Source organism: Labrenzia sp. CP4, from assembly GCF_001579905.1.
GTDB classification, from domain to species: domain Bacteria; phylum Pseudomonadota; class Alphaproteobacteria; order Rhizobiales; family Stappiaceae; genus Roseibium; species Roseibium algicola.
This window is the reverse complement of the sequence record NZ_CP011927.1, coordinates 4,272,711-4,285,566: the sequence shown is the minus strand read 5'-3', so window position 1 is coordinate 4,285,566 and position 12,856 is coordinate 4,272,711. Positions and strand designations below refer to the sequence as shown.

The following is a 12,856-nucleotide window of genomic DNA, read 5'->3' as shown; positions in this document are numbered from 1 at the left end:
AGTCGAAACGTCATCGCTCAAGAGGCGATGGTGGTACGAGGCGGCCTTGCTGGCCGCAGTTCTTTCATGGCTTTGTCGACAAGTTCATCGACAGGCCTTGAAATATCCAGGCTGAAGCCAGCTTCCCCGACTTGCAGCGGTTCCAGCGTCGCCAGCTGGCTGTCCAGCAGCGTTTCACCGACGAAGTGTCCCTGGCGTCCACCCAGGCGCTCGGCGATCAGGCCGCGTTCTCCTGCCAGGTGAACAAAGATGCACGTGGGCAGGGCAGCCCGTAAACGGTCCCGATAGGCGCGCTTCAGGCTGGAGCAGGCGATCACTGCACCGCCGGCACAGTAGATCTGCAGCTTGGCGGCAAGTGACACAGCGTCCAGCCAGGGCATGCGGTCGGCATCGGTCAGCGCTTTTCCTGCCGCCATCTTGCGCTTGTTTTCCGGGCTGTGAAAGTCGTCAGCTTCAACCATGCCGACGCCGAGACTGTCCGCGAGACGGTTCGCCAGCAGGCTTTTACCGGCGCCGCAAACGCCCATCACGACGATGGCCGTTTCGCCAGAGGCTGATGGCAATTCACCCTGCATTTCCGTCCCCGAATGATCTCGTTGTTGGGTGTATTGAAAATGATAGCGCTAACATTTGTCAAACACTTTTTTATGGGATATTATCGAAGAGTTGATTTGCAATAGTATAAACAATTGTAATGGTTGAATAATTTGAAAAGCACGATCGCCGATGTTGCCCGGGAAGCTGGTGTTAGCGCTATGACTGTGTCGCGCGCGCTACGTGATCCAGACAAGGTCTCCGCCAAGACACTGACCAAAATCCGGGAGGTGGTCGACAGGCTCGGATACGTGCCGGATCCTGCGGCCAGCGCGCTTGCTGCGGGCAAGACCAACGTCATCGGCGTCATCGTGCCGTCAGTAACCAACAACGTGTTTTCCGATGTCATGCGAGGCATCTATGAAGCGGCTGAAGGATCGAAATGGCAGATCCAGCTCGGCAATTCCCGCTATTCCCCACTTGAAGAAGAAAGCCTTGTGCGAACCTTCCTGAGCCAGCGTCCCGCTGGCCTGGTCCTGTCAGGTCTCGATCAGTCGGAAGACACGGCCCGGCTGCTGGAACGGGCAGACTGCCGCATCGTCCAGATCATGGAGTGCGGGCCGGCGCCATATGACATGATGGTCGGCTTTTCCCACGTGGAGGCTTCTGCCGCGGCAACTCGCCATCTACTTGCTGCCGGATACAGGCGTCCGGGCTATATCGCTGCCCGGCTCGACCCGCGCAGCCAGCGCCGCCTTGCCGGGTTTCGCGGGGAGGCGGAAAAGGCAGGTGTCTTCGATGCGGGCCGGATCGTGACGACACCGCGTCCTTCAACCGTCACCCTTGGCTGCGAACTGGTCGCCGACCTTCTGTCGAAGGCGCCGGAAACCGATGCGATCCTGTGCAACAACGATGACCTTGCGCTCGGCGCCCTGTTCGAGTGCCAGCGGCGCGGCATCCGTGTTCCGGATCAGATGGGTATCTGCGGTTTCAACGATCTGGAAATGATGGCCGCCGCCAATCCGCCGATCACTAGCGTTCGCACGTTCCGCCTGGCCATGGGACGCGATGCCTTTCGCATGCTGACGGGTGCCCTTGCCGGAATTGAGCCGGAACAGCCGGTGGTCGATCTCGGCTACGAGGTCGTCGCACGTGGCAGCACAGCCCGAAACGGGCAAGGCTAGAAGATGTCTTTTAAGGGAAGAAAGACTGGCTGGGGTGGAAGGATTCGAACCTTCGCATGGCGGTACCAAAAACCGCTGCCTTACCGCTTGGCTACACCCCAAGGCCGTGGGGACGCTGTATAGCGAGCCTCGATCCTTTGCGCAAGTCTCCACAAGAGCAAACTTTGACGGGGAAGGACCGGTTTTCCCCAGGTGCGTTGCAAAGCCATCGCCGGGACGATTGGCGGCCGTTTCAATCCGCTTCAAGTTGGCGGAACGGCAAGCCGGACTTGGCGTGTCCGCTGGAAAGCGGCGTAATTCGCCCTTGCCTTGCCGAGGTTGTTCACAGTTTCAAAAAAGTGACATTCGGCAATGCAAATCGCTTGCGGGATCAGACCAGCTTTGCTAAATGACCCTCCACGCAGCGAGGGCTTGCCCAGCTGTTCCCGATGAGCCTAGCTTTCTAAGCTCATATTCTGTGTCGGAGTGTAGCGCAGCCTGGTAGCGCACCTCGTTCGGGACGAGGGGGTCGGAGGTTCGAATCCTCTCACTCCGACCATTTTCTTCCCTTCCAATTTGAACACCTCGCGACCAGCAACGCCTGCGGACCTGATTTCGCCCGCAGCGATTGGTACGCCTGCGTCGGCGTTTTCTTCCCTAGACCACAGTCTCGGCTAATCGAGTTGGCACTTGCGATGCCCGTTGCCTTCCTTGCTGGAGCTGTGCGTTTCAGACCTGTTTTTGCAACCTGATGCCGTTGTGGGCCGTCTCTCGAGACCGGTCTTTACATTCGTCCCCGATAAAAAGCGTGGTTTGATCAAGCTGCGCGCCTCTTGCCAGCCGGCCTGGAAGATACTGGCAAGTGCTCGTTTTGATTGAGAGTTTTGTGAAATAAAACTGAAATTAAATCGATTGCTAAACAAAAAATCTCAACCATATGAGGCAATTTTCCCGCAAAAATTGCTTGCAACCTGTGGCTTAAACCCTTAGGGCAGCATTAACAAAAAAGACAATGCGGGAAAAGACAATGCGCAACAGTTTCGCTGTTTTTTGAACAACTTGCCGGTTCTGAATTTGAAGGTCCGGCGACGATAGCTGCCTTTTTACGATCCTGATCATTGGCCTGCCGGCACTCCCGGCAGAACGTCTCTGCACGCCCTGCGTGCTGTCCGTCAAAAAACAGATACTCCAGGCACAGACAATGTTTTTCCAATTTTTCGTACCGCCGAATTTCGTCTCCGGTCGTCGCAATGCGAGGTCCTTGAGACCTGAACCGCGCCGCAAGTTCTGGAAACTGGTACTGGTTGTGGCAAATCTGCTGGCTGTGTGCACGCAAGCCTCCGCCCAATCGGAACAGCCGGACCAGAAGACCCTCACTGAACGGTTCAAGGCTTGGACGGTGACGTGCGTGGAGGCCGAAACACGCACCTGTCGGATGACGCAGGAGCTGGTGCAGCAAAAGACCGGGCAGCGCCTGTCCGCCTTGTTGGTCGAGGAACGGGCCGGGGAGGGGCCGGTGCTGACGGTTCTGGCGCCCTTTGGCCTGGCCTTCTCGCAAGGCCTCACACTTGCGGTGGATGACGTTGAGTTGCCGAAGGCGCAGTTCCTGACCTGCCTTCCCTCAGGCTGCGTGGTGCCGGTGCCGCTGGATGAAGCAGCCCTTGAAAAACTCCGGACGGGCAATCGGCTCACCGCAGTCGGTGTCACTGCGACCAACGACAAGCAGGTCCGCATCGAGTTTTCGCTGCAGGGGTCCGCTGCCGCATTGGCCCGGTTGAAGGACCTTTCCGCGGGCAAGACGACCGACTGACACCATGCGAGCACTTGCACGTTTCCTGGCTCCGCTTGCAGGGGCACTGCTGTTTGCACTGCCCGGGGCGGCTCAAACGCCTGCGGGGATCGAGGACGTGCTACGCCAGCAGCAGCAGATCATCGAGCGCGAGGAACAGCAGCGCCGGTTGGAGCGTGACCGTTTTCTGGGCGGAACGACGGAACCATCCCAGCGTTCACCGGATCTGCTGCCGCAGGCAACTGGCGGCGAGGGACCATGTGTTGACGTCGAAAGGATCCGGTTCGAAGGCGCAAAGCGCGTTCCGGCAAACCAACTGGAGTTGCTGGTCCGCAACCGTCAGGGCGCCTGCCTGACGCTGACCGACATCCAGAACGTGCTCAGAACGGCGACCAATTATTACGTCGAGAAGGGCTTCGTCACCTCACGCGCCTATCTGGTGCCGCAGGATCTCGGTTCCGGCGAGTTGCGTGTCCTCATCGTCGAGGGCTCGGTGTCCGAAGTTCACCTTCAGGAAAACGGCAAGGCACGGCGAGGGGCAAGGCAGCTTTTCGGCGAGCGTACTGGCCGGATCATGAATATTCGCGATTTCGAGCAGGGGCTGGAGCAGATCAACCGGCTGGGGTCGAAGGAAGCCGTCATCCGCATCGAGCCAGGCGCGGGCGTTGGCCAGAGCATCGTCACCATCGAGGTGAAAGATGCCTACGCGGTGCAACTGTCCGCATCGCTGGACAATGGCGGGGCCACCAGCACCGGCCGTCATCAGTGGAACGGCATCGCCGGCTTTGAGGACGTGCTCGGGTTGAACGAGCTGTTGACGATCTCTGCCCGCAGCTCGCTCGACAGGCTGGACGAGCGTATCTATTCGCGCTCGATCAACGCCTATCTGTCCGTGCCCTGGCGGTATTGGACCGTCAACATCAGCGGGTCCTATCTGGACTATCTGTCCCGCCTGGAAAGCCCCTCGGGCGACTATTCCTATGATGGCACCAGCTGGGAAGGCCGCGTGGAGTTGGACCGGGTGCTGCACCGGAACGGACGCTTTGTCTGGCGTGCCGGCGGCGCGTTCTCGCTGAAGGAAGCCAACAACTTCATCGAAGAGATCTTCATCGACGCCTCCAGCCAGCGGTTGGCCGTTCTGGAAGCGACCACGAAGATCAGCGGCCGGATTGCCGGCGGGTTCGGACAGGCCAGTATCGCCTTCAAGCAGGGGCTGGAGGGCTTTGCCGCCCAGAAGGACAGTCGCCAGCTGGATGGCACGCCGGCGGCCCAGTTCAGCCAGGTGACGCTGTCGGGGTTCTACCAGCGGGTCTGGCAGAACCCGGTTGGCCAGCTTTCCTTCCAGGCCAGCACCTATGGCGCTTTTTCGCCCGACACGCTGTTTGCCTCCGAAAGGGTAACCATCGGCGGGCCGTTGTCCGTTCGCGGGTTCCGCGATGTCAGCCTGTCGGGGGATGCCGGTGGCTACAGCCAGCTCGAGCTTGGCTTCACCCCCGCATTCGCCAGCAAAGCTCCGGACAACCTGAAACGGCTATTCGGTCTGCCGCAGGTGTTTGCCGGTCTGGATGCCGGCGGCGTCCTGGAAGATGCCGACGATCCGCTGGAAGGCGGAGAGCTGATGGGCGGTGCGGTCGGCCTGCGGCTGAGCGGCGGCATCGTGACCGGCGAAGTGGCTTATGAGCGGGCTCTGGCCCATCCGACATTTCTGGATCCGGCGGAAAACGGCTTCTTGCGTTTCCGGCTGGGCATTTCTCAAACGTTTTAGGCGGATCGGCTTATGATCAAGTCCGTTTTAAATGGTTTCTTCTGTACCGTCTTCCTGGTCCAGACCTCCCTGCCGGCCTTTGCTGGCGGGCTAACACCGGATGGCGCTGCTGCGCCCGGCAACCGGCCGGAGATCATCGCGGCGCCAAACGGCGTGCCGGTCCAGAACATCGTCACCCCAAATGCGCAGGGCCTGTCCCACAACAAGTTCACCGATTTCAATGTCGGCAAGAACGGCCTGATCCTCAACAATTCCAAGGGTGTCGGCCAAAGCAACCTGGGCGGCTACATTGTCGGCAACCCCAATCTTCAAGGCTCCGGCCCGGCATCGGTGATCCTGAACGAAGTCACCTCGTCCAACCGGTCTTTGTTGCAGGGCGCGACGGAGCTGCACGGCGGGCAGGCGGACTACATCCTCGCCAACCCCAATGGCATCACCTGTAACGGCTGCGGCTTCATCAACATTCCGCGGGCAGCGCTGACGACCGGCGTGCCGCAAGTCGATGCCGGAACGCTGAAGGGCTTCTCTGTCGACCGGGGCACCGTCACCATTGGTGCGGATGGCGTCGCGGCGGAAAGCGTCGACTATTTCGACATCGTCTCGCGCGCGGTCGAAATCAACGGCAAGATCCACGCTGGCGAGAACCTCGGCGTCTTTGCCGGTCGCAACGACTACGATTATGCCAACCGCTCGGTTGCAGCCAAGGCCGGGTCGGCGTCGGACAAGCCGGAATTTGCCATCGATTCCTCCGCGCTTGGCGGCATGTATGCCGGGCGCATCAAGCTGATCGGCACGGAAAGCGGCGTCGGTGTGCGGGCTCCGGAAAGCGCGACGGCCGCCACCGGCGATTTTCAGATAACCGCCGATGGCAAGCTGGTGCTTGGCGGCACGGTGTCCGCCCGCAAGACCCTGCGCGCCCGGTCCGTCAACGGGTCGGTGGACGTTCAGCAAAATGCGTCTCTCTATGGCCAGGAAACGCTGATCCTAAAGGCCGGCGGCGATATCAAGGTTGCCAAGGAGGCAACCCTTGGTGCCGGCAGTCAGGTGGAGCTGGAAGCGGCAGGCGTCGATTTTGACGAGGCGCAACTCCTGGCGGGCATGGCGTCCGGTGGCACGCTGGCAGCAGGGGTCGGTTCCATCAAGGTGGCAACGACCGGCCTGGCCGATTTTTCCGCCGCCAGCCACCTTCAGGCGGGCGAGGCCATCACCTTCAACGTCGGCGCGCTTCAGCAATCGGGAACCGTTGCCGCCGACACCTACACGGTGCAGGCATCAAACGACGTGGTCCTTGGCAGCGCGTCGGTCGCCAGTGCAATCGATGTCGCCTCCAGCCTTGGCGACGTCACGGTGGCCTCCGGATCGGTGCTTTATTCCGGCGGAGACCTTGCCCTTTCGGCAGCCGGCCGTTTGACCGTGGCAACGGCGGGCGAGGTCAACGCGCGCGACCATGTCGTGCTGACAGCGCCGGTGATCGACATTTCCGGCGGAAAGGTTTTTGCCGGTGTCACCGGCGAAGGCGCCGCGATAACGGACGCCGGCACGTTGACGCTCACCGCATCCGGTTCGCTCAACGTGGCCGCCGGGTCCCGCCTCCAGTCCGGCGACCTGACACGGATCACCGCCGGCACCTGGAACCAGCTCGGCGCGCTGGAGGTCGGCTCGTTGGCGCTTGATCTTGGCGGGCTCTCCCTCAGCGGTTCCGGGGCGACGGTCGCGGCGCGGGATATCTCCGGCAGCATTACCGGCACTGCAACGCTTGCCGCTGCCGCCCCGGGGCTGACCGCCACCAACACGCTGGACCTCAGCGTCAACGATCTGACCGTTGCCGGATTGCTGCGCGTGAACGGAACCGGCCAGCTGACCATTGGCGGCACGCTGTCGGTGACCGGCAAACTGGAAGCGACCGGTGGGCTGACGGTCAACGGCGGAACCACCAATGTCGCCGCTGACGCTTACATCATTGCCAATGATGCTGCCCTGTTCGATGGCCTGGACAGCTTCACCATCCGGGGCGGCGTTCACGCCGGCAACGGCCTGACCATCCGCTCAGTCAGCCTGGACAACCATGGCGGCGTTCTTGTTGCCGAAAACGGTCTGACGCTGGAAGGCCGCACGGCCGGCACCAAGGCGGCCAGCATCATCAACCGCAAGGGCGGGATCATCGAGGCACGGTCCGGAACGCTGACGATCCGGGCTGAAAGCCTGAAGAACATCACCGGTGCCACTTTCGACACCAAAACGACCGCATATGCCAATGAAGTCGTCGCCGGGGCCTATCCTCCCGACTGGCTGAAGGGCGGCTTCTCCAAATACTGGGCGGCCGGCGGCATCGGCGACTGGGACCAGTTCTGGGACACTGGCGGCGGGCCCGGCGGCTATGTTTTCGTGCCGCACCCGGAAAAGATCAAAGAGATCCTCACGGCCAAAAATGCCACGGCAGCGGACTGGGACCAGAACTGGTGGAAGGATTACGCACCGACATCCATTTCCGAGTTCGACCCGGACAACGGCACTTATGACGACTGGCTGATGCTCGCCCCCGACGAGGACGGCGCAGCGGGGGCAGGCGATGTGGTGACCATCTTCGTCACCGAAGACACCTTTGAGCTGGTCGACCCGGTCGCGCGCATCGCGGCGCTGAACGGCAACATGGTGCTGGATGTCGGTACGCTGGAAAACGAATACAGCGACATTGTCGCCTCCGGCGACATGCGCATCGACGGCACCAGTATCGTCAACGGCGGCAAGACCCTGACACGGGTCATCACCATTCACCAGAGCTGGTCGAGCTACGAAACCCGCACGCTGGGCTTTGCCCCCTCGCACAAGTTTCTCGACAATGGGGTGCAAAGCAAGACGCTGAGCGCCGAAACCATCGATGCCGTTCCCGCGACCATCCACGCCGGCGGATCGCTGATCGGCAACCTGACAGGCACGCTCAGCAACGAAGCCGGCGAGCCTTCCACCCCGGAGGACCTGCAAAAGTCCACACAGGACACGTCCATCGTTCAGCTCAACGCCAGCTCCCAGGCCCCGGCCTTCGACCCCGCGTCCTACAAGTTCAACGGCCAGCTTTTCAGCCGTGCTCCGGAAAGCAGCCCGTTCCTTTACGAAACCCGCTTCGCGTTCGTCGACATTGGCGCATTCTTCGGGTCGCAGTATTTCCTGGATACAGTCGGCATTCCCGACATCGACAAGCACATCCGCTCGCTTGGTGATGCCTATTTCGAAAGCCAGTATGTGGCAGAGCAGGTGCGCAGGGCGACGGGCCGCCGCTGGCTGTCCGCCGACCAGACCTCCGATGCCCTGCAGATGAAGACGCTGATCGACAACGCGGGTGCACAGGCAGAGGCGCTGGACCTGGCGTTCGGCGTGTCCTTGAGCGAGGAGCAGATCGCACTCCTGACCAGCGACATTGTCTGGTACGAACGCGCGGTGGTGGATGGCGTCGAGGTGATCGCGCCACGTCTCTACCTTGCCTCGACAACGGACCTCAACAAGACCGGCGCGGTGATCGCCGGGCGCAACACGACGCTGGAGGCAGCGGAAATCAGGAACGTTCGCGGCACGATCAAGGCCGACGAAACCCTGGTCGCCAGCGCCGCCGGCACCCTGCTCAACAGGTCCGGCACGATCAGCGGCAGGGATGTAACCCTGTCCGGCGAGACTGTCTCGATCGAAACCGCAACCCGGGCGACCGGCAACGGCACCACGGCCATCGGCACCTGGGCCTATGAGCGCGGCACGGTGACGGCGGAAGACACGCTGACCATCCGCAGCGATAGCGACACCCGCATCACCGGGGCAGATCTTGCCAGCGGCGGCAGCCTGGAAATCGACGCCGGCCGTGACCTGGTGGTGACCGCCATCGAGCTCGACAGCCATTTTGAAGCCAGTGGCCAGGCGGGCAGCAACCGTTACGATGTGCGCGAAAGCCAGACCCGTGTGTCCGGCTCCACCATCCAGGCGGCAGACGCGACCGACCTCAAGGCAGGGCGCAACATTGCCGTGGAAGGCTCGCTGATTGCCAGCGACGGCACGGCCAGCCTGACAGCCGGTGAAAACGTCACCATCGGCACGGCGGAGGAAAGCCGGGAAGACCGGTCCGCGCGCAACAAAAGCGGCTTCCTGACCTCAAGTTCCAGGAAACGCGACAGCAGCAGCACCACGCAGGTGGGCTCCATGGTGACCGCGCTCGGCGATCTGGAGATCTCGGCCGGTGCAGGGGATGTGGTGGTCAAGGGCTCCGCCGTATCCTCCCAAAGCGACGTTGCCCTTTCGGCCGGGCGCGATGTGCGCCTGGAAGCTGCCCAGAACACCTCCGAAGACAGCCGGGTCGACAAGAAAAGCGGCTTCTTTGCCGAAACCGGCAACATGGGCGTGGTCGCCGGCTACAAGTCCGAGCGGCATACCTCCGACACCAGCTCGTTGACCCAGGTCACCTCGGCGGTGTCCGGCCGGAACGTTTCCATCGATGCCGGGCGCGATGTGGTCTCCGAAGCTGCCTCCGTCGCCGCCGACGAAGACCTTGGCATAACCGCCGGGCGCGACATCGTCCTGGACAGCGTCCACGATCTTTATGCCCATTCGGAAAGCCACAAGATCGACACCTTCGCGCTGTCGGTCGGCGCCTTCGAAAACATCTCCGGACCGGTGAAGTCGCTGGCGGATGCCCCGCGCATGGCAGCCTCGGGCAAGGGCAATCTCGGCTATCAGGCGCTTTCCGCGGTCTCCGCCGGGCTGAAGGCGGTCGACGCGCTCAACCAGCTCAACGCCATCCGCCAGGGCGGCACGATTGCCGGTGTGCGCATCGGCATCGGCATCTCCCGCGAGGAAAGCAGCTCGTCGGAGGTTAGCGCCATCGCCCGCACCGCCACGCTGTCGGCGGGCAACGACATGTCCCTGGAGGCGGGACGCGACATCACCGCCAAGGGCGCCCGGATCGACGCCGGCAACGATATTGCCATGACGGCGGGACGGGATGTCATCCTGGAATCGGCGCAAAACCATCTCGCCTATGAGGGCGAAAGCTCCAGCATGTCCGCGGGCATCGGGCTGACGCTTGGTGTCGGCGCCAGTGGCAAGAATGGAGCCCCCGGCGCCAGCCTCAGCCTGGGGCTGGATGTCTCCGGCCAGCAGAGTTCCTTCAGCCAATCGCAGACCTATCACACCAACACGGATGTGACGGCGGGCGGCAACGTGTCGGTCGAAACCGGCCGGGACCTTGCCCTGAAGGGCGCGCGGATTGAAGCCGACAGTGCCGATCTCGACATCGGCCGCAACCTCACCATCGAAAGCCGGCTGGACACGGCCGAAGGCTCCAACCAGAGCAGCGGCTACAGCGCCGGGGTTTCCGTTGGCATCGGGCTGGGGGCAGACGGCGCCGGGCCCACCTTCGGCGCCTCTGCCAGCGTCAACGGGGCCAAGGGGTCCAACAGCTCGGCTTGGGTGAACGCCCCCTCCGGCATCGTCACCGACAACGCGCTCAATGCCGATGTCGGCGAAACGACCTCCATCACCGGCGGGGTGATCGCCTCGCGCTCCGGCGACCTGACCCTTGAAACCGAGCGTCTGGAAACGGCGGATATCGACCTTCACCGCAAGGGCCGGCAGGTTTCCGGTTCGGTCGGCGTCAGCATCGGTTCCAATCCGGAAGGCAAGTCCAAACCGGGCATCACGGTGGAAGGGGCCTATTCCAACTCCGAAACCGAGGGCGTTGCCCGCGCCACCATTGGCGAGGGCGAGATCATCGTGCGCGACGGCGACGGCGACGGCATCAAGGCCGCCGACCTGGAAGCCGAGGCCGACGCGGCAGAAGCCGAAGGCGACACGGCCCGCGCCGAAGCCCTGCGCGCGCAAGCGGACCGGGAAGCGGCGGAAGACACCACCGCCACCGAAACCCAACTTTCCAACCTCAACCGCGATCCGGACGCGGTGGTGGAAGTGACCTCGCAGAAGCAGGAAGGGTTTGAGCTTTATGTGAGTGATACGGCGGTGCGGGCTGTTCAGAAGTCGCTGAAAGAAGCGACGGCTCCCGGCGGCTTCATCGATAAATATCTGCTCGGTCGTGAGTTAAGCGAGGAGGAGCGTGGCAACATCAAGGAGGGGCTTAAAGCACTTGCCAATGGCGGCCATCTTGGGGGCTGTACACAGAAGCAGGGTGCCAACGAGTTCAACCTGTTCGACTGGATCGTGCCATCTGCCCATGCCTACGAAATCGATTGCGGCATCGTTCAGGCCGATGGCAGCTATATTCCACTTGGGTCTAAGAGCTACGAAGCGTGCAAGGACGCTATCTTTGCCTATTTGAACAGCCTTTCCAACGAAGAACGCATGGAAGTGCTTTATTCGGCTGGTTTCGCGGAAGGTTCCTGGAAGGCGAACAACGATGGAAATCAGCAAGCGCTTAGAAGTTGGTTAAGCGACGCGATCGCTAACTTGGAAGACAGTGCGGCGGAAGCTTATGCCAACGGAGACTTCGCAGGCGCGCAGGTTCGACTGGAAGCGCAAAAGCGGTTGCCAACGATCTGGGACAGTTACATCGGAGGAACTACTGACCTTTCGGAGGTGGCCGGAGAACTTCATGCCGCAGGCGTAGATGTCGTCGCTGAGCTTTATATCGCGACTCTGATGGGTATTGGAAGTAATCCAGCAAATGTCGCAAACGGAACAAGGCTGAATAATCGACTTATTGCAGCCGAAGTTGCAAACGGGCATGCGTTTGCTAAACATGTGATTGAAAGGGGTGAATTTGTAGGACTAGGAATTCGTACAAGGCAACAGTTTCAGAATTTCGTTGAAAGTATTGTCTCTAATCCTGCGACTGTGAAGAGATACGCAGCTGATGGTACAATTTACTACCTAGATAACTCGACACGAACGGTCGTTATTCGTGGTCAACGTGGTGAGGCAACTGCGTTTAGACCGGATTTTGAACGTGGTTGGGACGACTACATCAACACTAAGGTTCCCAAAAATGTAAACCCCCCTGGTTATGATCCGGTTCCAAAAAGGACAAGAAAATAATGAACGACAGCGAAAGAACTTTTCAGATAAACCTTAGTGAAAGTGAGATAAGGTATATATTTAAATGCGGAGAAGCGCTGGCCCTGAATATTCCAAAAAAAGTACTGCCAACATACACAACGTTCACAATTGATCAAATTACAGCATTTGAGCAAAAAATTTTAATTTTTATGAGCGAAAATGAAATAGAACTTTAAGTAATCTTGAGTTGGTACCAGAATTGCGGACAGCTTGCGAAGATGTGTCTCGATATTTTAAGGGATACGTGATTGGCGAAACGCCGGAATTTTGGGGTACGTTTAAAGCATAAGTTACGGTTAATGCTTTGTGATGTGAATGCAACGGTGGAATCCGGTTTGGAGGAATTCGCTCGGGCCAAGGAAAAGGTGAACCAATGCCTTGAGGCCTACAGTCGCGAGTGCCAACGACTAATCGAAGAGATTGGTGCCGGCTCTCGCTCTGATGCTGAAGAAAGGTTTGATGACTCTTTGATATCACTGGCAGGTTATCGAAGGCGTGGTTTGTCCTTGATATCGATGTAGGGGCTGATCTGAAAACAGTCGTGCGCGAGTTTGAACA

6 protein-coding genes and 2 tRNA genes are annotated in these 12,856 nt (G+C 60.5%); 6 read left to right on the top strand and 2 right to left on the bottom strand.

Going from position 1 to position 12,856, the window contains the following annotated elements:
* Positions 1–17: 17 nt before the first annotated feature.
* Entirely contained in the window at positions 18–575 is a 558-nt protein-coding gene (locus tag ACP90_RS19710; RefSeq protein ID WP_062489539.1) for a gluconokinase, read from the bottom strand.
* Between the two features lie 132 nt (positions 576–707).
* Here ACP90_RS19710 and ACP90_RS19705 point away from each other — a divergent pair, with 132 nt between their 5' ends.
* Entirely contained in the window at positions 708–1,718 is a 1,011-nt protein-coding gene (locus ACP90_RS19705) for a LacI family DNA-binding transcriptional regulator (RefSeq protein ID WP_267480453.1), read from the top strand.
* A gap of 26 nt (positions 1,719–1,744) precedes the next feature.
* On the opposite strand, the gene ACP90_RS19700 is transcribed toward ACP90_RS19705, so the two are convergent.
* Positions 1,745–1,819 (bottom strand) — tRNA-Gln (locus tag ACP90_RS19700).
* Between the two features lie 360 nt (positions 1,820–2,179).
* On the opposite strand from ACP90_RS19700, the gene ACP90_RS19695 reads away from it, so the two are divergent.
* The 5 genes from ACP90_RS19695 (at position 2,180) to ACP90_RS19675 (ending at position 12,474) form a co-directional block, all read left to right on the top strand.
* Positions 2,180–2,256: transfer RNA gene (locus ACP90_RS19695), tRNA-Pro, on the top strand.
* 642 nt (positions 2,257–2,898) lie between these two features.
* Positions 2,899–3,507: an invasion associated locus B family protein gene (locus tag ACP90_RS19690; RefSeq protein ID WP_145915809.1), complete on the top strand. Its 609-nt coding sequence runs from the start codon at positions 2,899–2,901 to the stop codon at positions 3,505–3,507.
* A 4-nt stretch (positions 3,508–3,511) separates the two neighbouring features.
* Positions 3,512–5,251, top strand: a complete 1,740-nt coding sequence (locus tag ACP90_RS19685) for a ShlB/FhaC/HecB family hemolysin secretion/activation protein (RefSeq protein ID WP_062489534.1) — start codon at positions 3,512–3,514, stop codon at positions 5,249–5,251.
* 12 nt (positions 5,252–5,263) lie between these two features.
* Positions 5,264–12,277 (top strand): hemagglutinin repeat-containing protein, encoded by a 7,014-nt coding sequence (locus ACP90_RS19680; RefSeq protein WP_062489532.1) that lies wholly within the window; start codon positions 5,264–5,266, stop codon positions 12,275–12,277.
* Positions 12,277–12,474 (top strand): hypothetical protein, encoded by a 198-nt coding sequence (locus ACP90_RS19675; protein WP_062489530.1) that lies wholly within the window; start codon positions 12,277–12,279, stop codon positions 12,472–12,474. Before ACP90_RS19680 ends, ACP90_RS19675 begins: the two co-directional genes overlap by 1 nt.
* The last annotated feature ends 382 nt before the right edge of the window (positions 12,475–12,856 follow it).

What these genes read in the sequence shown, in the direction of transcription:
- ACP90_RS19710 (WP_062489539.1), bottom strand. Translation starts at nt 575, where the DNA reads ATGCAGGGTGAATTGCCATCAGCCTCTGGCGAAACGGCCATCGTCGTG.
- ACP90_RS19690 (WP_145915809.1), top strand. Translation starts at nt 2,899, where the DNA reads ATGTTTTTCCAATTTTTCGTACCGCCGAATTTCGTCTCCGGTCGTCGC.
- ACP90_RS19685 (WP_062489534.1), top strand. Translation starts at nt 3,512, where the DNA reads ATGCGAGCACTTGCACGTTTCCTGGCTCCGCTTGCAGGGGCACTGCTG.
- ACP90_RS19680 (WP_062489532.1), top strand. Translation starts at nt 5,264, where the DNA reads ATGATCAAGTCCGTTTTAAATGGTTTCTTCTGTACCGTCTTCCTGGTC.
- ACP90_RS19675 (WP_062489530.1), top strand. Translation starts at nt 12,277, where the DNA reads ATGAACGACAGCGAAAGAACTTTTCAGATAAACCTTAGTGAAAGTGAG.